Source organism: Acidobacteriota bacterium (assembly GCA_035471785.1).
Taxonomy (GTDB): domain Bacteria; phylum Acidobacteriota; class UBA6911; order RPQK01; family DATIPO01; genus JANQFM01.
Window position 1 is genome coordinate 33255 of sequence record DATIPQ010000086.1, and the last position, 25023, is coordinate 58277.

At 59.4% G+C, this 25023-nt stretch carries 23 protein-coding genes and 1 tRNA gene; 15 read left to right on the plus strand and 9 right to left on the minus strand.

Annotated elements, in window-relative coordinates:
- Positions 1-31: 31 nt before the first annotated feature.
- Together VLU25_12250 and VLU25_12255 are read left to right on the plus strand one after the other, a co-directional pair.
- Positions 32-400 carry a nuclear transport factor 2 family protein gene (locus VLU25_12250; protein HSR68701.1) on the plus strand — a complete coding sequence of 123 codons (369 nt, stop codon included), beginning with the start codon at positions 32-34 and terminating at the stop codon, positions 398-400.
- A 13-nt stretch (positions 401-413) separates the two neighbouring features.
- Positions 414-536 carry a hypothetical protein gene (locus VLU25_12255; GenBank protein HSR68702.1) on the plus strand — a complete coding sequence of 41 codons (123 nt, stop codon included), beginning with the start codon at positions 414-416 and terminating at the stop codon, positions 534-536.
- Positions 537-554: 18 nt separating this feature from the next.
- Here VLU25_12255 and VLU25_12260 read toward each other — a convergent pair whose 3' ends face one another.
- The 3 genes from VLU25_12260 to VLU25_12270 form a co-directional block, all read right to left on the minus strand.
- Entirely contained in the window at positions 555-1946 is a 1392-nt protein-coding gene (locus VLU25_12260; protein ID HSR68703.1) for an FAD-containing oxidoreductase, read from the minus strand.
- Between the two features lie 63 nt (positions 1947-2009).
- Positions 2010-3137, minus strand: coding sequence for an AI-2E family transporter (locus VLU25_12265; GenBank protein ID HSR68704.1), 1128 nt, complete (start codon positions 3135-3137; stop codon positions 2010-2012).
- A 418-nt stretch (positions 3138-3555) separates the two neighbouring features.
- A complete protein-coding gene (locus VLU25_12270) occupies positions 3556-3897 on the minus strand; it encodes a hypothetical protein (protein HSR68705.1) in 342 nt (113 codons plus the stop codon).
- A gap of 590 nt (positions 3898-4487) precedes the next feature.
- Here VLU25_12270 and VLU25_12275 point away from each other — a divergent pair.
- On the plus strand, positions 4488-6146 hold the full coding sequence (locus tag VLU25_12275) for a carboxypeptidase-like regulatory domain-containing protein (protein ID HSR68706.1): 1659 nt from the start codon (positions 4488-4490) through the stop codon (positions 6144-6146).
- A gap of 6 nt (positions 6147-6152) precedes the next feature.
- Positions 6153-6875 carry a hypothetical protein gene (locus VLU25_12280; GenBank protein HSR68707.1) on the plus strand — a complete coding sequence of 241 codons (723 nt, stop codon included), beginning with the start codon at positions 6153-6155 and terminating at the stop codon, positions 6873-6875.
- 324 nt (positions 6876-7199) lie between these two features.
- Here VLU25_12280 and VLU25_12285 read toward each other — a convergent pair whose 3' ends face one another.
- On the minus strand, positions 7200-7667 hold the full coding sequence (locus VLU25_12285) for a hypothetical protein (protein ID HSR68708.1): 468 nt from the start codon (positions 7665-7667) through the stop codon (positions 7200-7202).
- Positions 7664-8662: an RHS repeat-associated core domain-containing protein gene (locus tag VLU25_12290; protein ID HSR68709.1), complete on the minus strand. Its 999-nt coding sequence runs from the start codon at positions 8660-8662 to the stop codon at positions 7664-7666. The genes VLU25_12285 and VLU25_12290 overlap by 4 nt, the downstream gene beginning before the upstream one ends.
- On the opposite strand from VLU25_12290, the gene VLU25_12295 reads away from it, so the two are divergent.
- From VLU25_12295 to VLU25_12305, 3 genes are all read left to right on the plus strand, one after another.
- The gene (locus VLU25_12295) at positions 8649-9815 is read left to right on the plus strand and encodes an RHS repeat-associated core domain-containing protein (GenBank protein ID HSR68710.1); all 1167 of its coding nucleotides are present in this window, start codon (positions 8649-8651) and stop codon (positions 9813-9815) included. The two genes, VLU25_12290 and VLU25_12295, sit on opposite strands and share 14 nt — an antisense overlap.
- Positions 9816-9828: 13 nt before the next feature.
- The gene (locus tag VLU25_12300; protein ID HSR68711.1) at positions 9829-10140 is read left to right on the plus strand and encodes a hypothetical protein; all 312 of its coding nucleotides are present in this window, start codon (positions 9829-9831) and stop codon (positions 10138-10140) included.
- A gap of 184 nt (positions 10141-10324) precedes the next feature.
- Entirely contained in the window at positions 10325-10510 is a 186-nt protein-coding gene (locus VLU25_12305; GenBank protein HSR68712.1) for a hypothetical protein, read from the plus strand.
- Between the two features lie 51 nt (positions 10511-10561).
- On the opposite strand, the gene VLU25_12310 is transcribed toward VLU25_12305, so the two are convergent.
- From VLU25_12310 to VLU25_12325, 4 genes are all read right to left on the minus strand, one after another.
- Complete coding sequence (locus VLU25_12310; GenBank protein ID HSR68713.1) at positions 10562-11809, minus strand: DUF4238 domain-containing protein; 1248 nt, start codon at positions 11807-11809, stop codon at positions 10562-10564.
- A gap of 695 nt (positions 11810-12504) precedes the next feature.
- Entirely contained in the window at positions 12505-13116 is a 612-nt protein-coding gene (locus VLU25_12315; GenBank protein ID HSR68714.1) for a hypothetical protein, read from the minus strand.
- A gap of 193 nt (positions 13117-13309) precedes the next feature.
- A complete protein-coding gene (locus VLU25_12320; GenBank protein ID HSR68715.1) occupies positions 13310-15904 on the minus strand; it encodes a hypothetical protein in 2595 nt (864 codons plus the stop codon).
- Between the two features lie 771 nt (positions 15905-16675).
- A tRNA-Val gene (locus tag VLU25_12325) sits at positions 16676-16752 on the minus strand.
- A 619-nt stretch (positions 16753-17371) separates the two neighbouring features.
- On the opposite strand from VLU25_12325, the gene VLU25_12330 reads away from it, so the two are divergent.
- The 8 genes from VLU25_12330 to VLU25_12365 all read left to right on the plus strand — a co-directional run bounded on the left by VLU25_12330 (position 17372) and on the right by VLU25_12365 (position 24981).
- On the plus strand, positions 17372-19060 hold the full coding sequence (locus VLU25_12330; protein ID HSR68716.1) for an alpha/beta hydrolase-fold protein: 1689 nt from the start codon (positions 17372-17374) through the stop codon (positions 19058-19060).
- A gap of 77 nt (positions 19061-19137) precedes the next feature.
- A complete protein-coding gene (locus VLU25_12335; GenBank protein ID HSR68717.1) occupies positions 19138-19332 on the plus strand; it encodes a hypothetical protein in 195 nt (64 codons plus the stop codon).
- 95 nt (positions 19333-19427) lie between these two features.
- A complete protein-coding gene (locus VLU25_12340) occupies positions 19428-20567 on the plus strand; it encodes a HupE/UreJ family protein (GenBank protein HSR68718.1) in 1140 nt (379 codons plus the stop codon).
- A 547-nt stretch (positions 20568-21114) separates the two neighbouring features.
- The gene (locus VLU25_12345) at positions 21115-21945 is read left to right on the plus strand and encodes a hypothetical protein (GenBank protein HSR68719.1); all 831 of its coding nucleotides are present in this window, start codon (positions 21115-21117) and stop codon (positions 21943-21945) included.
- A gap of 86 nt (positions 21946-22031) precedes the next feature.
- Positions 22032-22325 (plus strand): twin-arginine translocase TatA/TatE family subunit, encoded by a 294-nt coding sequence (locus tag VLU25_12350; GenBank protein ID HSR68720.1) that lies wholly within the window; start codon positions 22032-22034, stop codon positions 22323-22325.
- A 17-nt stretch (positions 22326-22342) separates the two neighbouring features.
- Complete coding sequence (gene tatC, locus VLU25_12355; protein HSR68721.1) at positions 22343-23311, plus strand: twin-arginine translocase subunit TatC; 969 nt, start codon at positions 22343-22345, stop codon at positions 23309-23311.
- A 71-nt stretch (positions 23312-23382) separates the two neighbouring features.
- Entirely contained in the window at positions 23383-24228 is an 846-nt protein-coding gene (locus tag VLU25_12360) for a hypothetical protein (GenBank protein ID HSR68722.1), read from the plus strand.
- Positions 24229-24276: 48 nt separating this feature from the next.
- A complete protein-coding gene (locus VLU25_12365) occupies positions 24277-24981 on the plus strand; it encodes a hypothetical protein (protein ID HSR68723.1) in 705 nt (234 codons plus the stop codon).
- Positions 24982-25023 lie beyond the last annotated feature (42 nt).

The window sequence follows — 25023 nt, forward strand, 5'->3', positions numbered from 1 at the left end:
CTCGGAAGCGATTGATCGAAAGGAGCGCAGCATGGCTGAGAAGAGTCCGCGCAATGTGGTGACGGAATGGATAGAGGCTTTCAACGACGGCGACGTGGAGCGCATCGCTTCGCTCTACGCGCCCTCGGCGGTCAATCATCAGGTGACCCAGGATCCGGTGGAGGGACGGGAGGCCATCCGCGCCATGTTCCAGCGCGAGTTTTCGGCGGCCGAGATGACCTGCATGGTCGAGAACCTGTTCGAGGACGGTCAATGGGCCATTCTGGAGTGGCGCGATCCTCTGGGCTTGCGGGGATGCGGCTTCTTTCAGGTCGAGGAGGGCAAGATCGTCTTCCAGCGCGGCTACTGGGACAAGCTCAGCTTCCTGCGCATGCACGGCCTTCCCATCCCCTCCGAGTAGTCAGAGGCGAACGATGGACAGCCAATCCCCGACCATCGAATGGCGCATCCTCCTCAAGTCCTGCGCCGATTTCGACATCGACCTGCGCAACCACGACCCCTCCCGAGGCTGGGATCAGGGCTTCGTCGACAACTGACGGCGATTCGCCGAGATGTCAGTCGCCCTCGTCCTCTAACGGCTCTAAGCTCTGCAGTACGGTGGGGATCAGCTCTGAGACGGTGGGATGGATGTGGACGGCTTGGGAGATGACGGTGTAAGGCGTCTTGGCGTACATCACGTCGAGCAGGCAGTGCACGGCCTCGTCGCCCGACAGGCCCAGTATGGCCGCACCCAGGATTTCTTCGCTGTCGGGGTCCACCAGGATTTTGATGAAGCCCTGGGTCTGGCCGAATTCCTTGGCGCGTCCTACCTTGCTCATGGGACGCTTGCCCATCAGCGCCTTACGTCCGCTTTGCAGCGCCTGGCTCTCGTTCAGGCCGATGCGTCCCAGGGGCGGGTCGATGTAGAGCCCGTAGCAGGTGATGCGGTCGCTGACTTTTCGCGAGCCGTCCCCGAAAAGCTGGTTGGCCACGATCTCGTAGTCGTTGTAGGAGGTGTGGGTGAAAGCCCCTTTTCCGTTGCAGTCGCCGATGGCCCAGATGCTTTCTACGGGGCTGCGCAGGCGATCGTCGACGGGAACATATCCGCCCTTGTCGAGTTCAATGCCCGCCTTCTCAAGTCCCAGGTCGTCGGTATTGGGGATGCGTCCTACAGCCAGCAGGACGTGTGAGCCGACGACTTCTGGGGGACCTTCGCCGCATTCGACTTGGACGGCTATTCCCGAGTTCCGGGGGCTGAATCCGATGCACTCGGCATTCAAGCGCAGCTCGATGCCTTCCTCGGCCAAGATCTCGCCCACAGCCTCGGCCACGTCTTCATCTTCGTGCTTCATCAGGCGCGGGCCCATCTCGACCACGGTCACGCGGCTGCCGAAGCGGCGGTACATCTGGGCGAATTCCAACCCGATGTAGCCGCCTCCGATCACGACCAGATGTTCGGGAAGCTCTTCCAGCTTGAGCAGGCCGGTGCTGGTCAGGTAATCGATCTCGTCCAGTCCGGGCATTTCGGGGACGCGGGCCCTGGCTCCGACGTTGAGGAAGATCTTGGGAGCCGTGAGCAAATCCGACCCCACCCGCACTCGGCCGGGGCCTTCCAGGCGGGCGTGGCCGCGTATCAGATCGACGTTCTCCATGCCCTCCAGCCACTGGGTCACGCTTTCATTCGACTGTCCTGAAATCTCCCGCATGCGGGCCTTGACCCGTTTCATATCGGCCCCGACCCGGCCCGTGACCTGAATACCGAAATCGCCCGCCCGCCGGGCCTGATGAGCCACCTGCGCACTGGCCACCAGCGCCTTGGTGGGTATGCAGCCATGATTGACGCAACTGCCCCCGACCTGATGCCGTTCAATAATGGCGACCTTCAATCCCCTCCCATCAAACTCCCCGGCCAGGGGCGGCCCCGCCTGCCCCGTCCCAATAATGATGGCGTCATATTCTTGAGTCATAGAGGTCCTTTCTCAAGGCAGCATCGAGCGATCGTGCGAGGCGCACCCTGCGGCGATTGCCGGCTACACGAGTTCGCGGAAGTATTTGTCTCGGGCCAGCCGCCAGAAGACCACGAAGAAGGCCGTCAGGGGGATGGCCAGCAGCATTCCCAGGATACCGTTGAGGGCCGAGCCCCAGAAAAAGACGGCCACCATGATGACCATGGGGTGGAGTCCGGTTCGGTCTCCCATGATCTTGGGGGTGAGGACGTAGCCCTCGACCATCTGCACCACGGTGAAAACCACCAGCACCCCGACCACCAGAGGAAAGCCGCCTCCGGTCTGCCAGAGGGCCAGGGGCAGGGCCACGCCCAGTCCCAGGATGCTGCCCAGGTAGGGAATGATGTTGAGCAGTCCCAGCGCCAGACCCAGCACGGCGCCCCAGCGCAGTCCCACGATGCTGAATCCCAGCGCGAAGAGGATGCCCTGCAAGAGGGCGATGAGCAGTTGGCCGCGGAAGAAGGCCACGATGATATTGACGAATTCGTGCCCCAGGTAGGAGATGTCTTCGCGGGTTTCCGGCTTGAGGAAGGGAAGGGCGGAGTCGGACCAGGTCTGCGGCTTCTGCGGGTCCATGAGCAGGAAGAAGGCGATGTAAACCGGCAGGACGACCCAGGCCGCCAGGCGTCCGAAGAGGCTGAAGACGTCTCCGCCGGTGGAGGCGAAGCGTCCGCCCAGGTACTGCAGCGCTGAGAGCAGTGCCCCGCCTCGATCCTGCAGGGCCTCGGTGACGCGGTCTCCGTAGCGGTCCCACAGGTCCTGGATAAGCGGCAGATGCTGACGGGCTTCGGCCAGAAACTGTTCCCACAGTTCGGGCAGCTTTTGAACCAGATCGGACGACTGCCGTACCACGATGGCGCCGAAAAACCATCCCACCAGGGCCAGCGGCACCAGCGCGGCCAGCGCCATGACGGCCAAGGCCGCCACCGGCGGAAGCTTGAGCCGGTCGACGAACGAGTCGTAAAGCGGTTTGATGACCAGGGCGATGATTCCGGCCACGGCCAAGGGCAGAAATACGTGCGAGAAAGTGGCGAAGAAGATGCCGATCAACCACAGCAACCCGGCAATCGCGCACAGGATCACAATGGCTGCCAGCAGTGTGGCAGCGACAGCGATGGTCGATTGCTGACGGGGGCTGAGATCGATCTTCATGGTGTCTCAGAAGCGGCCTCATTATCCTGCACCCTCCAGAATCCCGCAAGTAGTTGGCCCCGGCTGGACTATGCGGGTGTTCCCGGTGGATTGCCCTGACCTCACACGGCCTTACCCGAGTCCACCTTGCTCAAGTCACGCTTCGGGACTCCTGCCCTGCGACCTGCCGAAACATATGGACCGGCGCTGTGTTCATGGCATCATGGGCGGGTGTCCGTTTCCCTGGACGAAGGATGAAGGCTGCGCCGGTGGGCGTTGGAATCGGCTTGGCCGGAGCCCTGGCGGCTTTCGGGCTTCGTGGCCGGCTGCAGATCAATCAATTTGCAATTGTCTCTCACTCTTGATCAAGGGCGTCTCATGATCGCGCCGTCTGTCGGAACGGCATCGCCGGCAGCAGCACGGCCACGGCATACTTAGGCTATGGGAAAGTTGCTCCAAAAGCGATGGAGGAAGCATCGCGATTGCCGGAAAAGGAACAAGAGGAGGTCGGCGCTTGGATTCTTGATGAACTGGCTTCCGAGCGTCGCTGGATGAACTCTTCAGCCGTCCGGGGGCGGCCATCGAGAGGCTGGCTGACTTTCTCGCTGAGGGTTCTCGACATCGCTGGACGTGGCAACGCTCCCAGGTGATCGCGGAAGAAGTTGTGCAGCCCTCCGCCGGGCCGGGTGTCGTTTTCCACCACCAGGCGCCCGTTGAACCAGCCCCGCACCAGATCCTGGATCGGCGAGTTGAGCGGAAACTCCCAGATGACCTCGCCCACCGCTTCGTCCCAGAAGTAGATTGCGCCCCCCGCCCGAGCCGTCCAGCTTGGCCGCCCTTCGGCCCCGGTAGTCGTAGAGATAGCTGGCGGCGGGCGAGCCGCTGCGGCCCCGAAGCGAAGAGCGGCCGTCGTCTCCGGCGGGCGGGGAAGGCGAGGGCATGCTGGGCCCCACTCCCGTCATGCGCCCTTCGGCGTCGCGCCAGTAGTGGCGGATGCCGTCGTCGAGCAGGTTGCCGGCCGCGTCGTACTCCCAGCCCAAGACCCGGTTGGTGGCCGCATCGTAGCTGAGAAAGGACCTTCATAGGCAGCATGGAGGAGACGGTCGAAATCATCCAAACCCTCATGCAGCACCTGGTCGCTTCCTACCCATAGGGTGGCTCAAGACTTTTGGTGCAATGCACTAGTTCCCGACCTACTGCACCTCATCTAGAGAAGGTTCGCTCCTCCGTTAATAACGAAAATGCTTGTATCCCTCGTATTGTTTATGCTATTCTGCAGGACATGCCAGGCACCATTGGAAGAGATTTGAATCCGACTTCTGCGGTCGGCGGCGCTAGAAAGGCCCCGCGCTTTTGGGAAGGAGACCGCTGGTGAAAGGGCGCTCGATCATCGTCGTTGCCGCTCTGGTCTTCACAGTAGCCACCTCGCTGATGCTGTGGAATTGGTGGCCGTCCACTTCCTCCCCCATTGCAACCGACGATAAACGGGAAACAGCGTCGACAACTGAATCGGAGGCTTCGCAGGATGAGAGCTTCCAAGCCTCCCCACGTGATGACGAGAGCAGCCCTGCAGCGGACCGCGACGATCTCGCAGTTGAGCAGCCCTCTGGCGGTGCGGGTTTTGCCAGCCGGGAGGGGTCTCGTGAGAAAGACGCTTTTCATGCTGCGATAGTCGGTCTGGTTGCCTTGCCCGACGGCGAGCCCCTAACCGACGCGCAGGTGGCTCTCTATCAGAGTCGCCGATCCTTAGGCGATCGCAGGTATGACGGTCTGGTCCGTCAGACACGTAGTGGAGCCGATGGCACGTTCCGCATTCGCCTGGATCGACCATTCGAAGGCTACCTGGTGCTTGATGAGCCGGGTTATGAGCCGATGGAGGACCCTCTCAAGATCACCGCCTCTGGAGAGGTGCGCCGGCACTACCGGCTTCGCGAAGCAGCCGAGTTGGTCTGGGGTCACGTCTACGACAGCAACACGGGCACACCGGTGGCAGACATTCCCGTGGCTCTTAGCTTCAATGCGGAGTGCGGCCGTGTGCCGGACGGCATATTGCTCTATCGACGGACCCGGACCGACGAGCTCGGCCGTTTCTTTTTTCATCGGGTGCGGCGCGGCGAGAACTTTTACGTGGAATCGGGAAGTTCGGACTATATGCCGGACTCGGCTCGAGCCGTCCTGTCGGAAGAAGAGGACGAACGACAGGTCGACCTCTCCGTCAGACCCTCCACGCTGGTCCAGCTCCGAATCCTCGACGAGGAAGGAAGAGCCCTGCCGACGGCAAGCGTCGCCTACATGTCGGTCCCCTTGCCTGCTGTGAAGGCGGATGAGGACGGCCAGGTTCAATTGCAGGTCGACTTGAAAGCTCCCACCAGCTGCACCGTACGGGCCCGAGGGTACGTCTCCCGAGAGATTCTAATTGAAGGGCCTTCGGCGGCTGAGATGGAAGTTCGACTCAAGAGCAGCCCTGTCCTGCGCGGCGGGGTTGTTAATGAGAACGGCACCCCCGTTTCGAGAGCCGCGGTGGAGGTTTGGGCTGAGGGGCGGCGGCTCAGCGGCACCGGCGGCACGGACGAAACGGGCCATTTCGAAGCCGTCCTCAGCAGGTTTCCGATTCATAGGGTGGTTGCTCGCCATAAGGACTATCTGAGTTCCGAGGTGCCCTTGCAGGGCGGGGATGATCCACGCGAAGTGCAGATCGTCTTGCAGCGGGGTTCAGGATCGATCGCTGGACGCGTGGTTTCTTCCGAGGGTGTGCCAGTCGCACGCTTTTGGGTCCAGGCCACGCGCCGCAGTAGTCCGGACCACTCGGAGGGCCGGCAAGACACAGGCGAAATCGTCGATCCTCAAGGTCGTTTTCAGATCACAGGGCTGCCCCCAGGCATTTATGACCTTCAGGCCAGCTCCGTGCACGACAACCCCCGAGAACTCGAATCGGGCACTGTTAAGGGATTCGAGATTTCGGATGGTCTCGCCGTCACTGACGTACTGATCCAGTTAAGAAGGAATGTTCCCAAACGAGGGAGAAGGTGAAGAGTCGTGTTCGAATCTCATTCCGCTATCGCTAAGATCTTGGTGTTGTTGCTCGCGGGTTCGTTGACACTGTTTGCGGCGTTGCTCTTGCCGACGTTCGCACAGGACGACTGCCGTCCGGATGACGCAGACAACTGTTCAGGTGTATCGACCGGCAGATGCGTCGATGGCCGCCCCAACTGCGTCGTCGCTTGTTTGTGGGAGGTCCACAACGCTATCAAGCTAAGCTCCAGAGCGGAAGGCGTTGCTTTCGACATTAATGGCGACGGAATGACCGAGATGTTGCCGTGGCCGCAAGAGGACAGCGACGACGCTTTGCTGGCCATGGACCGCAACCTCAACGGGCGCATCGATGACGGGACGGAACTGTTCGGGAACTTTTCGCCGCAGGCGCGGTCGAATGCAGACCGTAACGGTTTCGAAGCTCTCAAGCCATTCGATGGGGGAGGGTTGGGCGGCAACGGTGACGGTTTCATCTCCCGCGAGGACTGGGTATTCCCGCGCCTGCTGCTGTGGACTGACCGCAACCGGGACGGCGTTTCTCAAAGTGACGAACTGCGTCCCCTTGATCACACGCGCATCGTGAGCATCGATCTCAGCTATCGGATCTCCAAGCGTATCGACGGCCACGGCAATCAGTTCAAGTATATTTCCGGCGTCATGATGGACTCCGACTCGCCGGGGCCTCGGCGCAAATGGGCCGTCGATGTCGTCTTCAGTCTTCAGTGAAGTCGAGCGACGCTAGGAGGCTCGCCCAAGCCCTGCCTTGATTTGCATAAGGGATCCCGGAGGCGCTTGTTCATGAACAGCTGAGTGGCGACCATAGAATCTCACTATCCTACGCGACCTCGTGCCGTTGGCCGGCGTGAAGCAGGTCCTCGACGCCAAGCTCCCAAAAACGGGCCGCTAGCACTAGTCGGAACCAAAGCTCCGCGTCTGAGTGAGACCGGCCGATGCGATAACCACAACGAAACCAAGGATCCCGAGAACCACGCGGGACTTCCGCAAGCTTTTTCGAGAACTCCTGGGGCCGTTTGGCGCCCTTGGTTACGACTACTTCACTCTGGAATAGTGGATTTCAACAGGCTGCACCTGCTCTCCTCGGCGCAGATGTAAGAGCACCTTGAAGCGTTCCCCTAAAACGTCAATTGCTGAGCGGCCAAAATACCATGACAGTTCAAGACGCTCTGATCTGTTCGCCTCAACCGATCGCCAACGCATATCGCCGGAACCTGGAAGGCTCGCTTCGAACTCGCGCTTGCCCCCCGTGATGAGCTCGGATTTTTCAAGTATCAGGAGTTCGTCGCCTTGGTTACTCAGCTGGAGCGAAAGGCCCACGTAGCTATCGCCAATTACCCCCCCCATACTGGCGACGGCGATTTCAATCTTATCGATCTGTTTCTTCCAGTCATAGCCGTCCTGATGATGGGAGTCCCAATCGTCGGGATCAAAGGAAAAGCCAGGGTCGCAGGCTATAAGAAGAAAAGAAGTAAGAACGATTAACTGAGATGTCAACCTCATTCCTCTCTCTCCGCTTGAGGAAAATAGATGAAAACCAGTTTCCCGTCTATCACGTGGTAGCCCTCCTTTAGGTCTCCATTCCGAGCGGCTTCTGAGAGGGCATTGCCAATCCTCTTCAAGTCGTCTGGTGTTAGTGGAGTGTTGGATTGGAGTTTGTCAAAAATTCCCGGATTGTCGTCAAGAAATCTCTGAATGACTCGACTAACGGCGAAGGCGAGTGATTCTGCCTGGATGCTCTCATAAGCCTCTTGGGCTGGCATACCCGCTACGCCTCTACCATGGGTGCGATTGAAGCTGTAGTTTTGGAGATAGCCAGGCAAAAAGAGAGGCCCCCAGGCTTGAAATTGCTGCGTGTGAACAAGTTCATGACCGACCAACGTGATTCCTCGGCCCAGTCTGTTCTCAAACGCTTCGGCTGACCCAGAATCGAGATAAACGGTCTGACCGAGCGTCACACCATTGGCTCCAGCAATACTTGTCACGATTCTGGCCACTATACCAGTCTGGACGTCCACGGTGGACAAGTCTTGCCCGAAGAAGGCGTTGAAGAACTGCAGCAGGGTCCCATCCAAGGGCTGCAAGCCGTCGGGGTCGAAATACCTCGTTGGGTTATTCCGGCTCTGGAAGTACCTGTTCCACGACTGGGGGTCAGTTACGTAAGCCGAGTCTAGCAGGGGGTCGGGGGAGAGGAAGCGAGCGGAGACAGAGTCGCAGTAGCGGGCGCCGAAGTAGTCGAGGGCGGATTCTGGGTCGCGCTCCTTTTGGGTGAACTTGCGGGTGTGCCCGTCGCAGGCCGTGGGGTCGGCCGACTGGCCGAAGGGGTGGTAGAAGGAGGAGCAGACCAAGGCGCCGGTGAAGAAGTCTGCGGTGACCTGGGTGCTGCCCAGGTGGTCGCGGAAGAAGTTGTGCAGCCCTCCCCCCGGGCGGGTGTCGTTTTCCACCACCAGCCGCCCGGGCAACCGCCTTTCGGCCCAGGGAACGATGTCGACTCCCAACTATCACAGCTCGAGCCTGATGATCGACCCCTCCACCAACCGCATCCTCGATGCGGGCTACGAGTACGATGCCGCCGGCTACATGCTGCGCGATCCTCAGCGCAGCTACCGCTGGGACGCCGCCGGACGGCTCATTGCAGTGGCCCCTTCAGACCAGACGCCCCTGGACGACGGGCGTTGCACGGGAGCCGGCTGCCCCCCGCCCCCGGATCCTCCTTCCGGCCCCGGAGGCCCCCTCGACAACGGGCGCTCCCTGCGCGGGCGCGGAGCCGCCGGTGGGTCCGCACAAAGCGTCAGCTACGAATACGACTACACCGGCCGCAGGGTGATCAAACGCCATGAGGACGGCAGCGGGCGGATCTATTTCTGGGACGAGGTGATGGGCGAGGTGCTCTGGGAGTTCCCTCTGGGCGGCAGCCAGCAAGACCTGGTCCGCGGCTACTTCAACGGCCAACTCGTAGTAGAAAACGACGCCCGCGGCCCCGGCATCCACTTCTTCCACCGCGACCATCTGGGCTGCACGCTGATGAGCACCAACTTCCTCAGTCCAACGGTCGTCTGTGACAGCTTCTTCCACCCCTTCGGCCAGTCCGCCGACACCACAGCCTGCGATTCCCACGTCCGCAAGTTCACGGGCAAAGAACGCGACCCCGAATCTTCTCTCGACTACTTCGGCGCCCGCTACTACGACAAGGTGGCAGGCCGTTTCCTAGCCCGCGATCCTCTCCTCGCCTCTGCTGATCTCGCCGATCCCCAGACTTGGAACAGGTATATCTACGTACGGAATAGGCCCATGGTCTTCGTGGACCCAGACGGACGTGACCCGATCTCTGCAGAGGAGTGCGAGAGCAATTCGAACTGCATCCGCCTCCAGCTCAACGTGATTTTGGACCAGGACGCCGACATATTCGACGACGATGGCAATCTCAGACCGCGGTTCCAGCAGCTTCTCGACGAGCAGATAGCGCAGGCCCGCGACGAACTCGGCGCCGTAGGAATCTACCTTGACGTAATATATTCTCGCGGCGGCGTCGAAGGCAGACGGATTACCTCAGGCACAGTTGATAAGGCGCTCAACTACGCTTTGAGCGACAGCAACAACACCGAACATTCTTGGCGCCGACTGGCTCGGCTCATTATTAGTGGGCGATGAGGAAGCACATCCAATGTCAAAGCTTTCAGGGGCTCTTCGGTTCGCACTCGCCGTCATCTTCTGTGTTGCGGCGCTCCGATGGATCTCCGCCATTATTCTATATGTTGCCGCCTTCATGAGTTCGGGGATGGATGGCGTGTATTCGAGAATGGCCGAGGACGCGAGTGCTCTGGCCGCCGCCGTAGTATCGATGTGGTCCGATATTGATGGGATATATCATCTCCCCAAGAAACAAGTGCTACTGATTACTCTCGCCGATGCCCTTATCACTTTGGCTCTGGGCGTGACCCTTTTTAAGATGTTCCGACGCAGGGGGAAGAATTGAACCTCGGTGGTCGAGGTGCGAGCGTAAGCTTCCCCGTCAAGCGGACCGTTCAAGAGTAGAACTTTCTGGCAGTATGGAACAGCAGGTCTTGCATGAAGAAGTCGCGCTTCAGCGAAAGCCAGATCATCCGGATACTGGAGGAGACCGAGGCAGGGATGGGCGGTCAAGGAAGTGTGCCGCAAGCGTGGGATCAGCTCGCCGAGCTACAACGAGCTACTATAAGTGGAAGAGCAAGTACGGCGGTCTGGACCGCAGCCGGCTCAAGCGCGTGAATGAGTTGGAGGCAGCGGCGGCCCAGTACAAGCGGATGTACGCCGAACCTGCTCATGAGAACTACGGCCTCAAGGAGCTGATCGAAAAAAAGCTTTGAGGCCGGTCAAACGCCAGACCTCGGGGCATCTGATCGGATGCGGGGTATCGATCAGGCAGTCTTGTTCTGCGGTGGGCTTGTCACGCTCGGCCTGGTACGGCCAGCCGACCGATTGCCTGAGCCGCGAGGTCCGGCCCTCCGACAGATCATCGGCACCAAGCAGCCATTCGAGTTTCCTTCGTCAGCTCGTCCATCTCCTTCCGGCCCCGGAAAGTCCTCAGAGTTGGCAGTAGAAGCTTGCTTTTCAAAGATTAGATTTTCGTCAAGGACCTCATTAATGAGAGCCGCCAATTCCTGGACGCTGAAAATAGGGCCTTTCGTGTCGATCTCTGCTCCGTATTCTGCAACGAGATCTTTCCTTCCCCCGACGATGAACTGATGTGAATGCTGAGCCAAGGCTCTATTCAGGGACTTGGTGGCCAACGGTGGCGAGTCTGCATTTGAGGACCCGAAGACCAAATGCCCAGTTGAAATTGGCAAGTAGACCGAGTTTATCGGGTCTCCCTTTTCCGGCAAACTGCGAAAGCGACCCTCGTGACCGACCGATGTCAGAACCCCCATGTCCCCAAGTATCAAGTCGTCCTGGAGGATGATCAGCCTCCACGAAAGCGACCTCATCACTCGAAGGCGCGGCTCTGGAATGATCGCTCCTGCGAGAGCCTTTAGATGCCCATCCTGGGCCGCCTTCTTAAGGGCCTCGGTCATTTTTCCTTTGAGCAGTCCTATGAGTGGGGCCATTATTCCAATCTCACCTAGCCGTGCCTTGGCAAGCCTTTCAAAAAGGTGACGCTGTTGCTTCCAAAAGATCTTGGTCTGCCTCCTTGGGATACCTTGCTTCTCAAACTCTTTGAAGAAAATCTCCTTCACGAGTTGTGGATTTCGCCGCAAGTACGCTCGAGCGAGTTCCTCCAGATTCTCGGGCTTTTCCAAGTGCTCAAGTAGTAGCTGCATGAGGAAGTCGCCAGCCTCGAACACTGCCATTCGCAGGTGCCTGGTCCGGATCGAGAAGTGGGTTACCAGTTCTGGTATGCGATCATTCACTAGACGGCGAGATCTTGTCTCTAGGCGAAGCTTGTCTAAGATCACAGCAAGTTGCGGTTCTAGGCGTGTGATCCTGTCATCTATTTCAGCCGTATCCAAATCGTAGAAATCCTTCGCGACCCCCACGTTCTGGATGTTCGGCTCGAAGAGTTTACCTCCCTTTCTACAGACCCACGTAAAGACGCTGCCTCCCTTCTCTTTGGAGGAAAAACCCTTGAGCAGGAACTGGGGTAGGAAATGCTGTCTTCTTCCCGCCATGGCCAGTATTGTAGTCTAACCGTTGGTTGCTGGAGGGATTCGGGCAGTTCGCCGGAGACCGAAGGGTGCAAGGCAGCCACCAGTAGGTTGACGGCACTCCGTCAAGACCCAAACTTGTTGAACAGGTCAGGATAAACTGAGACTTGCGCCGCCCCGACTTCCTGCTGCCGTCTCACATAGCGGGAAGACTTGGTGTATTTTTATGAGCGACGGACCAATCTAAGTAATTGAAAACAAGGGAGATAACTGGTGGGCGGTGACGGGCTTGAACCGCCGACTTCCTGCTTGTAAGAAAGAACCCTCCGGGCTTCGCCAACTTCCTCATTCCGCGCAACTTACGCGTTTTCAGCGACTTGGCCGATTCCACATAGTGGCAGATTTTCTACGATGAGGGCAAATCTTGGACGGGTTTTCTCACACAATCCCCACACAGGCACCGAGTCCCCCAGGTGCCGCACTAGCAGTTGCAATGTTCACTGACTCCCGGAGAGCGCTTCTTGATCCATCATCGCGCCGCCGCCTTGTCACGGCGCCGCCAGCAGTAGACATTGCTTGCGATGGCAAATTGACGAAATGGGAAGGGTGCTGGAGAAAGCCATTCGAGCAATCGCCGCGATTGCCGGACAAGGAGCAATAGGAAGTCGGTGCTTGGGTTCCCGGAGTGAGTATCTCAGCCGCTTCCCGCTCGGGCGGGCTTAGGGCACCAAACGCTGATAGAATTCGAGGAAAGCCTTTAGGCGCTCTTCGTCAGGCACAAACTCACGCGCCAGGGCGTGAGCTTGAGCATTGTCGAAGACCATCAAGGCAGCCGCCGCTCGTTCACGGAATTGTGGAGGCATTCGGCGGATCGTCTCTACGATTTCCTGGATCTCGTCGGGCTCCCGCAAGATAGCCAAACCTATGATTCCTTGGTTGGCGATGTAGAAATTGGGTGCTGCCAGGGCTTCCCGGAAGATATCTGTCGCCCGGGAGTCCCGGGCCCATGTCAGCGGCATAACGTCGCCTGGCAGATCGTAGAGAGCCCGGCGCGAGGTTCGCGCCGGGTCCAGGCCGCGTTCCTCACACCAGGCCACGAAGGCTGGGTCAAGCTGCTTGCGAACTATATTACCTTCCTCATCTAGTAGAATTGGAAACGGCATATCCATGCGGATGGCTTCCAGGGCATGCTTTGCCAGGAAGTCGAAGTATCGCGCCTCCCGTTCGCCCAAGCTCAGAAGGGTTGCTGCGATGATCTGCTTCTCTCGCTTTGTCTCCACTTTCTCAAAGGCTCTCCGAAGTGGTTGGATCGCCTTTGCGTCATTGAGCATTCGAAGCCGTTGAACAACGTCAAGCCATCCGGGACGAGTCTCCAAGTCCTGGATCAATTCGTCGACCGACTTGGACAGGAATGCCTCTCGCTCGGGTTGTCGGTTGCTTTGAGGCGGCCCCTCGGTTGTTTGGGCCCAAGTTGCCCCCGAGCATCCGACAAAAAGTAAAAAATACAATGCTCGTAGTATCGTCCTAGTTGATTTCACTGGTTGACCTTTGCGATGAGGAGTCCTTAGCGATAAATGCGCTCAGACTTCCCTGAGCGTGGTTTTGGATTCTGACACCATTGCGGTAGACCGAATAGGCAGGAAACGATTGGCGGTCCACGCCGGCAAGCGTGCCATCTGCCCCTAACTTGATGGCAGACCAAATCCACGGTGTACCGGAGCCCAGAGGATCACCGAAGTAGTTAATGGTTCGGTCCACTCTTTGACCAAGTGTGCCAAGCCGCCCCTGATTGAGTTGATAAACTCGTGCCGAGTTTGCCGTTATTCCACGAGCCGCGTTTTGGCTGTGAATTTCCGGGCTTGCGGCAGGCACGAGGCCGCATGGATCTGGAGTGTTGCCAACTCTTGCGACCGATGCTCCGTTTGTGAGAAAGCTACTGACCTGGCCCCCGAAGGTCGTCAGTCGTACTTTGAATCGATTGAAAAGCCGATAGTCCCCAGCGGTCTGAACGCTGCTCGCGTCAATGGATGAACCTGGATCAGAATTGCCGGAGTTCTTTAGCAAAAACTTGTTCGCGTAGTCTCGCTCGGTCGACGAAATCAAATAGAGGGGGGTGTTGGCCGCCCATTCGCCGACCACTACCGGACACCCCAAAGGGTCATTGAGATCGAGAACGAGCGGGAAAAACGCTCCCGAAGGTAAAGTGATGCCGCTTGAATCGACCCAACCCACGGCGACGTATTCATCAGTATCCAACTGGTTGACCAGCACCTGGACGCTTCTTTCGATGCTGTGCGTGACCTGGCTGCAGAAGGTTCCCTCATAAGATGCCGAGCGCCAAGACGCCGTGATCACCGCCAGTCCTATGCCCTCGGCCATTATCTCCCCGGTGAAGGGGTCGACTGTGACGGCGCTTGCGTTGTCGCTGTCCCAATCATCAACAAGTTGCACCTCTATCGGAAGCCCAACTTCTCCGTAGCAATTCTCCTTCCATTGTTTGGCGTCAAGGTCTATCTGGGCCCCGACTAGAAGAGGCCCAGGGGAGGGGTCAACAGTCCCCGCATAGAAGCTGTCGGGGCAGCAATTCTCGCACGAATAGGTTCGGCTGGTGCCGTCAGCCAGGTTGATATACTCGGCCCTACCCGTCAGCACCTTGCCTCCAGAGGCTTCGGAAGACCACAAGACTCGTCCCCAGGTCGCGTCAGCAGGCAGCGCTTGACCCAAATAGCCCGGAGCCGGCTCATCTCGGAGACTGCCGATGTCGACGGTTCTGGTTTCCCCAGGGCCTATAACCTGGAGGCCGGGGCTGTAGATACCCTCTGAGTGCCAGACATGAAAGAGAAGGGTCTGCTGCTCTTCGGTCGTGTTCTTAAAGTGAAGAAGGGTCGTCGTCTGATCATCCACTAGCCACGGAAAGCCGCCGGAACTGCTTGCTATGGACTCTGGATCGAGCATAGGAACCTGAGCAACATGTGTCCCGTCCGGAGATGCGGACAGTGCGGCCGCTATAAGACCTCCGGGGGAACCTTCATGCGTAAGCTCAACACCCGCCACACTTCCGTCGAGCGGAAGGCTCAGTTCTCGAAGACTCTTCTGCGCCACAGTACTGAGATCGCCGACCTGCCCAGCAAAGAGCTCAACCGGCGGCAGCGCGACTTCATGAGCGTGTCCGTCCGCGTCAGTTAAGACAATCGCAGTATGGACGGTCATCGGGTGTTCATGCATATTGCGGACCAACAGGACGGGATCAACCCTCCGCCCGAAGGATCTGCCCAGGCGTAGGCCAGCGCCATGAAGGCTTGTCGAGGTCTGCGTGGCGGAGTCTTGGAAGGCGACCTGAAGAGAAGAACCGGGTGCCCGTGAGGCGATCATCCCTCGAGCGAGCAAGTCGCCGCCTCTTCCCGAGTGGCGAATCGATACCGCGCCCGCGTTGGCCCGGTGCGGTCCGCGGCGGTAACCGAGGTCAAGTGCGCGGATTTCATGTGGAGCCAGAAGCAGGTTCTCCGACGCCTGCTCCCCATCGATGCTCGCCGTGTCCACCTCGACCTGCAACTGGGAGTCACGACGGTTTGCCAGGAACAGGTCGAACTGAGAGCTTATCTGTGGGAGCCACCATAATCCCTCCAAACGGGAGGATTTGAACCTTGCCTCTGGGTCGAACAATTGTTCGTAAAATAACCTGCCTCGTCTCTCATCCTTCATAACGACTTGGGCGCCCAGTTCGAGTGGGCGGCCAAAATGAACAAGTTCGAGACGCCCTCGGCGGAACGTGCTGCCCGCCTCGGCGACAAGCGGTTCCAACGGGATCTCCTTGGCACCTTCCACGAAGACATTGTCCAAGCGAAACGATTCTCCTGACATGCTCCAAAGCGTGATGGCTATTCTGAGTTCCGTGGGGCCTTTGTTGTTCAGCACCAGGGAGACAGCGAAACCTTCAGTATCGTAGTACGTGTTGGCCAAAACCTCACCTTGCGGCGGTTCGGTCGGTAACGCTAGTGGGGCAGGTTTCAGTGGGAACCCGGTTAGAATAATGAGGATCACTACTGCAAGACTCCGGACGAAGCGACCGATGAGATGGCGGCAGAACTGGGGGGAGTTCATGATGCTTTCTCCTTGCATGCGAAGAAACTCTCTTGTAGCCGATTTCGTGTCTGACCAACTACAGGCGTGTTTCTGAGGAGGCTAGTTGTTTCAATGGCACGTCTCCTCGAAACGGTTGAGTCCGTGAAGTGAGGGAATGCGATATCCACACAATGTACCTTACCGCACCCTAATTTGTCAAGCAGTTTCCTAAAAACAAAACGAAGAATCGTTCTAGGCATGTGCTGAGCGTAAAAGCTCCCTATGGCTCTTGGTAGCGTCCCGGGACTGGGATGAACTTGTCTGCGCAGATTGGCCGTCGAATCAGCAGAAGGGAGTGAACGGACGATCACCAGCCCAAACCAACCGGCCTTCGATGATCCCGGCAGGCTGCGATTCCAGTGTGACCGAAAGATCGAGTATCAGCACTTCCTGCACATCGCTCCGGCAATACGAATAGTCCGTCCAGATCTCGGCTTCACTTGCTGGAAGTCCGTGAACAGAAACTGTCCGTGCTCATCGGACTGAGAACTGTGTGAGGTTGTTGTCCTTCTCAGGCAGACGAAGGTGAACCTGGGCGCCCGCCACTGCCTTGCCTTCCAATCTCGCACTTCGCCTGCTAGTCCCGAAGTAGGCGACGGATCGCAAGATTCGAATCCGACGCCCGTAGCCGATCTATCAACTTGTTGACGAATCGGGCCTTGAGGATTGTCGACCCGACCCCCTGCCTCCACCTCACACGAGGAGAAAAGTCGGTGTATTCTAAGAGGTCTAGTCAGAAGTTAAGTGATTGAAAATAAACAGGTTAGCTGGTGGGCGGTGACGGGCTTGAACCGCCGACTTCCTGCTTGTAAGGCAGGCGCTCTAGCCAGCTGAGCTAACCGCCCATTTTGCCGGAGTATAGCATGCTGTCGGCGCTTTTTGACGCCGAGAGTGGCTTCCTCGTTGGACGGATGATTGCTGCCGACGCTTGTCGTAGGTTCGAGCTTTCAAGCCCTTCGGACTACTGCGTCCCCGACGGCTTGCTGGATGCTTTCCGGGAGCCTATCGCGCCATTAGGCAGACGGACCTGGGCAGTGCCTTTGCGCTTCCGTCATCGCCCCAGCCCATACACTTTTCTCAGTCGCCGTAACTCTCGGATCCCTGTGCCTCGTGCGAACGTCTCCTCCTCCTGGATCATGCCCAGGATCTCAAAACTCATCACCTCTTTTCTTGACGCTCGAGATTGGAGTCGTGCAGGTTACCGGCGTGTGTTCCATCTTGCCGCATTCACGGGGTTGACGATACGGTGCGTCGAATTGCCGGAGGGGTGGGCTTGCTGCGGGAGGGGATTCCGTGTATTACATCTGAAGGGGCGTGCTTTCAAATCGATTCTGAAGGGGGGAATCGAGCATGATGAGGAAAGGACCGAACGGTCCCGCCCGCCGCGCACCTCAGAAATTCGCGGCAAAAGGGACCATCCGTACCTGGTACGCCTTGCTGGCGGCCGTGCTGCTGGCAACGGCGATGAACGTGGGTTGCAACAGGGGGGCTTCTGCTCAAGGACCTGTTTTTCGGGTTTCGTTCTCTGAAGAACTGGAATCCGAAACCCTGGACGGCCGGCTCTTGGTGCTGCTCTCCCAGGACGACAGCGCCGAGCCGCGATTTCAGATCTCGGACGGAGCCTCCACTCAGATCGTCTTCGGCATGGACGTGGAAGGACTGGCGCCCGGGGTGGCGGCGCAAGTCGATTCCGAGACGTCCTTCGGTTATCCCATCCACAGTCTAGGCGACTTGCCCGAGGGCGAGTACATCGTGCAGGCGCTGCTGCACCGCTACGAGACCTTCCAGCGCTCCGACGGGCACACCGTCAAGCTGCCCATGGACCGGGGAGAAGGACAGCAGTGGAACCGGGCTCCGGGAAACCTGCTCTCCCAGCCGGCCACCCTGCAAGTAGCGACCGGCGGCCTGATCGAGATCGAACTCGACCAGAAGATCCCGCCCATTCCCGATCCGCCCGATACCGAGTGGGTCAAGCACGTCAAAATCAGGAGCGAACTGCTGAGCGAGTTTTGGGGACGCGACATGTACCTGGGCGCCCACGTGTTGCTGCCCAAGGGATTCGACGAGCACCCCGAGGTCCGCTACCCGCTCATCATCAACCACGGGCACTTTCCCCACGATTTCGGGGGATTCCGCCCCCAGCCGCCCGATCCCGACCTGGAACCCGACTACAGCGAGCGCTTCGGAGTGGAGGGCTACAACCGCATCGTGCAGCAAGCCGCCCACCAGTTCTACCTCGACTGGACGGGTCCCGACTTTCCCCGCTGGCTCATCATCGAGATCCAGCACGCCAATCCCTATTACGACGATTCCTACGCCGTCAACTCGGCCAACGTCGGGCCCTACGGCGATGCCATCACCCACGAACTGGTCCCCTACATCGAAGAACGGTTCCGGGGCATCGGAGAAGGCTGGGCGCGCTTCCTCTACGGCGGATCCACCGGCGGATGGGAAGCCCTGGCGGCCCAGATCTTCTATCCCCAGGAATACAACGGCGCCTTCGGAGCCTGTCCCGATCCCATCGACTTCCGCGCCTATACCCTGGTCAACATCTATGAGGACGAGAACGCCTACTACGACGTGCAGCAGTGGAAACGGGTGCCGCGTCCCGGCCACCGCGACTACCTGGGACGCGTCAACGCTACCCTGGAGCAGATGAATCATCGGGAATTGGCGCTGGGAAGCAATAGCCGTTCGGGACAGCAGTGGGACATCTGGGAGGCCGTTTACAGTCCGGTGGGCGAAGACGGATACCCCCAGCGCATCTGGAATAAGCTTAGCGGCGAAATCGACCCCCAGGTCGCCCTGCAGTGGCGCGACAACTACGACCTGCGCTACATCCTGGAGCGTGATTGGGACACGCTGGGTCCAATGCTGCAAGGCAAACTCCACATCTACTGCGGCGATATGGACAACTACTATCTCAACAACGCCGTCTACTTGATGGAGGATTTCCTGGCCAAGACCAGCGATCCTCACTACGATGGGGAAGTTACCTACGGTGACCGGGCCGAACACTGCTGGAACGGCGATCCGACCCGTCCCAACCACCTCTCTCGACTTCGTTACCACCAGATGTACGTGGAGAAGATTCTTCGGCGCATCGAAGCGTCCGCTCCTCCCGGCGCTGACTTGACAAGTTGGCGATACTGAGTTGCAAAAACAAACAATAATTTCTATTTAAAAATAAGTTTGACGAAGGGCCCGACTGTCATTACAATGCGCGTTTCATGATCTTCGCCTGGATCATCATCATTTGGGTCGTGGCTGCCCTGCTCTACGGCGTCTTCTCCATCAAGCGTCAGGCACGGCGGGGAACTTCTGCGCCCTCCATCCTCGCGGCTCCCCCGAAAACCGGGGAGGAAAGCAAAGAGTCCCCTGAACATGCTGAGTCGCCGCCCCAAGATGTGGATGACGAGGCCTGAGCCGGGGCGCTCGACCGCTGTTCCCGATATTCCTGAAACCATTGACCCGCTGGCGGCGTTGCATGTTGCGAAGGAAAGGATCTGACTTGAGGACGATGAAGGTTTTGGGCGCAATGACCGCCTGGCTGGTTTCGGTTTCATTGACGGCCTCGCTGGAGGCTCACGATTTTCGACTGACCGAATCGCAACTGCATCTGGGCCGCCAGCAATTCGTGGCGAGCATGATCTGCGACCTGGACGCACTGGCGCTGGGTGCCAGCCAGGAGGCCGATTCGGCGCTTCTCAAAGAGCGCTTGAGCGCCCTTCCGCAGGTCGAGCTGGAGGAACGCCTCGACAATCTCCGGCAGCTTTTTCAGCGCCGCGTGCGAGTGCGTTTCGACGGCCGTCCCCAGGATTTCCAGGTGGATTTTCCCGACTACGGGTCGCCTCATCTGGAGGACTCGGAGGAACCTACCCTGCTGGGAACCAGGGCGGTCCTGAGAGGGAGCATTCCGGAAGGGGCCGAGCAGGTCAGCTTTTTCGCCTCGCGAGCTTTTCCTCCCGTGCGGCTGGAGGTCTATCGCAGCGACGATGAAGTCCCCCTTACCCAGGGCGAGCCGCAGACGGTCTTGATCCTGCAGCGCGGAGCCCGTTCCCAGCCTCTGCCGCTGAGCGGACCCCTGGCGCCCTCGGGAACACTCGAGGTGGCGGGGCGCTACCTGGTGCTGGGCTTCTGGCACATCCTTCCCGAGGGACTCGACCACATCCTCTTCGTGCTGGGGCTCTTTTTGCCGTCCACCTCTTTTCGTCCCCTGCTCTTGCAGGTGACGGCCTTCACGGCGGCCCACACCTTGACGCTGGCGCTGTCGATCTACGACGTGGTTTCGCTGCCCCCGCGTCCGGTGGAAACCCTGATCGCCCTCTCCATCGTCTACGTGGCGGTGGAGAACCTGCTGACTTCGAAGCTCAAGCCCTGGCGGGTGGGCGTGGTCTTTGCTTTCGGGCTGCTGCATGGACTGGGATTCGCGGGAGTGTTGCGCGAGTTGGGATTGCCCCAGGAGGAGTATTTGCCCGCCTTGCTCTCGTTCAATGTGGGCGTTGAGTTGGGGCAATTAGCCGTTATTCTGGGTGCCTTCCTGGTGGTGGGATGGATGCGCCACCGCCCCGATTATCGTAGGAGCATCGTGATCCCCGGGTCGCTCGGCATTGCCTTGCTGGGACTCTACTGGGCCGCGGAGCGGGGATTGGGCCTATAGCGGCGTGAGGTTATTCAACCCCTTCAGGGTTGGTTTTCCCGCAACTCTGGACCCAGGGTTCTGCCCTCGCCGCGCTTCGCTTGCCGCGGGCGGCACCCTGGGCTAGCGAATCGCTCGCCTTCAGCGAGCCCGGACTTGTACTTAACCACTGGGCTGGTGCCGCCGGCCATAGATTCTGAGCCAGGGCCCTCCGTTTCTTGTCCCAAAAGGGCCGGATTCGCTAGCCCCTTCTTTCACCGAGGCTACAGGCGGCGAGGCAAGGCTTCGGAGGACAGGCAGGAAAGGTGTTAAAGTCAAGCACCAGCTCCCTGAAGGGGAGCGATTCGCTAGCCCAGGGTCAGCCCCGGCGAGCGCTAGCGAGACGGCGGCGCCACCCTGGGTTTAGACGGCAAAGGTCCGAACGCTGAAAGCGTGGGATAACGCCACAGGGTGGCTCAAAAGTTCTGACGCACTGCAGTAGTTCCCGCGGCGCCGTTCCCCGCCCGCCTTGCCTGGTCGGCGAGATGGGTTTAGCATAGCCGGCGACTTTCCATTAAGGAGACCCCCGATGGCTAAGAAAGGCAACCCTGATCCTGCCCAAGAGAATTCCAGAGGATCCCTGTACCGTTTCTACGTCCGCTGGCGGGGGCCTGCTCTTTTGGTCTTGGCAGTATTGTGGGGAGCTCTGATCTATTATCGCTACCTGCTGGAGCCGGCTTGGTCCGCCGGTACCTTAAGCGGCCTTCAGGCCTTGCTGGGAGGGCTGGTATTGCTGGCCGCCCTCCTCTATGTGCTTCCATCGGCTCTCTCTCCGGCGAGTGGAGTTGCGGCGAAGGCCAAGAAAGAGCGGGACAAGAGCCAATCCGGCACCGCTCCAGGATACGCTTTTCCCCAGGCCAATACAGTCGGAATCGGGCTTTTTCTGGTCCTCATCAGCCTCGCCTTTGTTGCTGGGTTATTCGTAGTCATGGCCCGCCACGAACCCCTGTTGGCGTCGCTCAATCTGACTCAGGGCTCGGGCCAGTTGCAAGCCCAGCGTCTGCAACTTCAGGACGCCATGATCGCCATGCTGGCGGCCGGGATCGGATCCTGCATATCCACCCTTCTGGCCTACCTCAAGCACGCCAGCTCACTGCGGGACTTCGACCCGGCCTACACCCCTTGGTACCTTTGCCGCCCTCTGATGGGCGTGATGCTGGGACTGGTCTTTTATTTTTTGCTCAAGGGCGGCTTCTTGGCCACCGTCAACGCTTCCGGTGACGCCGACGTGGGCGACTTCAACGACTGGGGCCTGGCCGGCATCAGCGCGCTGGTAGGACTGTTTACCAAGAACGCCGTAGAGAAACTGGGCGAGGTCTTTCAAACGCTTTTTCGCTCCCGCGATCAAGATGGAGACTAGCCACCCATAAAGCTCCTGCCAATTGACTGCGCAGGCCCTTAGATATTAGACTGTGGCTGGTCTGCAGATCTGGGAGAATGAGCTAAATGGGCGGACTTGGATTCGGTGAAATCGTCGTTATCTTCGTGGTGGCCCTGGTCATCTTCGGACCTCGAAAGCTTCCCGAACTGGGAAAGTCGCTGGGCAAGGGCCTGGCGGAGTTCAAGAAAGCCTCCAACGAGCTTCGGCGAACCTGGGAAGAAGAAGTCGAAGCCGAGAAAAAGCTTCTTGACGAGACCCTCGAGGAGCCCAAGAAGGTGTTTAAGGAGACGGCCGATCTGAGTTCTCTGACGGCTCAGGACACCTCCCGCAAGACGCCCCAAACTCCCAAGAGCGCCTGATATGGCGCAAGAGCAGCATGTCCAAACCCATCCCCCGCGGTTCCGCTTCTGATTCGTCCGGGGAGGAAGAATCTTCCGTCGAAGATCAGATCGATTCCATCTCCCAGCCGGTGGATCAAGAGCGCGCCTCCACCCGTGATTCCGCGCCCCCTCCCCCACGCCGCGCTTCCTCCGCATCTTCCTCGGGGGAGGGAGGAGAGGAGGATGAGGAGGGGGAAGAGGAACTCGGCGGACGCATGAGCTTTCTGGAGCACTTGGACGAACTGCGCAAGCGTATTATTTTCAGCTTTTTGGCCGTGATGATCGCTTTCGGCGCCTGCTTCGTCTTCCGCGAGCAGATCTTCGACTTCCTGCAGCAGCCCATCACCCGGGTCCTCATCGACCGCGGAATGGAACCCAAGCTCAATTTCATCAAGCCCACCGACGCATTCACCATCTACCTCAAGGTCTGCGTGGTGGCGGGCACCTTCCTGGCGGCCCCTTTCCTGGTTTGGCAGGTCTGGCTCTTCATCGCTCCGGGACTCTACCGCCGCGAGAAAGCCTTCGCCATTCCCTTTCTGCTCAGCGCCACCACGCTCTTTCTGGCCGGAGGCGCCCTGGCCTACTACCTGATCCTGCCCGCCGGACTGCATTTTCTGGTCAACGAAATGGGGGCGAAGTTCAACCCTATCCTGACCGCCATCGACTTCTTCAACTTCGAGCTGATCATCATTCTCGGTATGGGAGTGGTCTTTCAGATGCCCATCATCGTGGCCTTTCTCTCCATTTTCGGCATGGTCACGCCGGGCTTCCTCTTCCGCAACTTCCGTTACGCTTTCCTCATTATCACTATCGTGGCCGCCGTCGCGTCGCCGACTCCCGACGCCCTCAATCTCTTTTTCTGGGTGGCTCCCATGGTGCTGCTCTATGTCCTCAGCATCGGGGTTTCCTGGATCTTCCAGCGGCGCCGCAAGAAAAAGCTGGCCGAGGCCCTGGGAGAGGACTAAAAGGCCCCCGCGCTGGCCCGAAAGGTCGCTTTCCCTTGGCTGCGGCCTAGAATTGCGCCATCATAAGGGCCATGAACTGGTTCAATTCCTTGGATAGCGTGGTTCGTCTGCAACAGATCCTTTCATGGGTGGGGGTGGTTTCGGCGCTTCTGGCGGCCGTTTGCGGAGTGCTTGCCTACTACCTCAACAATCAGGCGCGGAGCCTACAGGCCCGGCCGGCTGAAGAGCAGGTGACCGAAGGCGCCGAGACTCCCTTGCCGCAACTGTCTCAAGAAGAGGCCGATCAGCAGCCGCAAGAGGAGGCAGACGCTGAAGAAGCCGGTCTGGATGAAGGAGAGGCGGCCCGCCTGCGGGAGCGCATCGAGGAACTGCAGTCCCAGCTCGAGCAGGTCGGGTTTGAGGCCGGTCAGGACCGCGCCGAGGTTGAGCAGATCCGCTCCCAACTGGCCGGCCTGCGCCAGCGCAATGCCGACCTGGAAGCCCGGGCCGAAGAGGCGGAAGGGGCCGCCGAGCAGGCCCAGGCGGCACTTGCGGCTCTGCAGCGGGCCGAAGAAGAGCAGGGAGCCATTCCCGACGATGAAGAAGAGAAATTCATGCGGGCCATGGCAGGCAAACCGACGGGTCCGGTCGATATCGTGGCTGTGGCCGGACTGGATGATTCCCGCCGGACCGCTGAAGAGTTGCAGGCCCTGATGGAGAGAGCCGGATGGCGACAGGTGCAGGTGCGCGAAGCGCAGTTTCAAGGCGTGCCCGAGGGACTGTACATGGTCGTCCACAGTCAGGAGACCATGCCCGAATACGCGGCCGCCTTGGCGATAGGACTGGCCATCATCGATCTGATGCCCATGCCGGCCCGGGTCAAGACCAACGAGGGCAAGGAACCGGGTTACTTGGGAATCGTTGTGGGAAGCCGCTGATCAGCTGGCCGTCCGGACGCAAAAGGGCAACGTGTATACTGGGTCTCGATGAAAAGGCGCATCCTCCTCTGGCTTGTCCTGTCAGCGATTCTCGTCCCCACCTTGGCCGATAACGGGGAAACTCTCCGCAAGAGCTACCGGGAATGGACCGAAGAAGAGGCTGTGTGGGTGCTCAACGAGTCTCCCTGGGCCCGCCGCGAAACCTTCACGCAGGTGGTGGAGGGCGTGGGAAGCGGCGTGCGCGGCGAACGGGAGCTGTTCAGCACCTACTTCGTGCGCTTTCTTTCCGCACCCCCCATCCGCCAGGCCTATGTGCGCGTCCGCCAATTGCAGAACGGCTACGCCGGGATGGGCGATGTGGAAAGGCGGGATTTCGACCGCGGCAGCCGGCGCCTTCTCGATCTCGACGTGCGCCGCTGGATCGTGATCTCCCTGGCCTTCCGCTCCAACGAACCCGACCGGGAGCTTCGATTCAAGCAGCACTTTCAGGTACAGACGGTAGAAACCTTGCGCCGTACCACAGCCCTCTCTACCCGCCTCTTCCCCAAACTGGAACCGGTGGCCTACTTCCCTCCCGCCGAAGACGGCGTGGGCGCCCGCTTCGTCTTCCCGCGCCGCGTCGACGGGGTGGAGGTCATATCGCCCGACGACGAAACGGTGAGCTTCGAAATCGAAGTCCCCGTGGCCACTCCTCGACTGCGTTCGCAGTTCCAAGTTCAGGAAATGAAGTTGGGCGGGCGTTTGCTGCACTGATGCCCGCTCTCCCAGGTCGGGGTAATTAACGAAACGCCGACC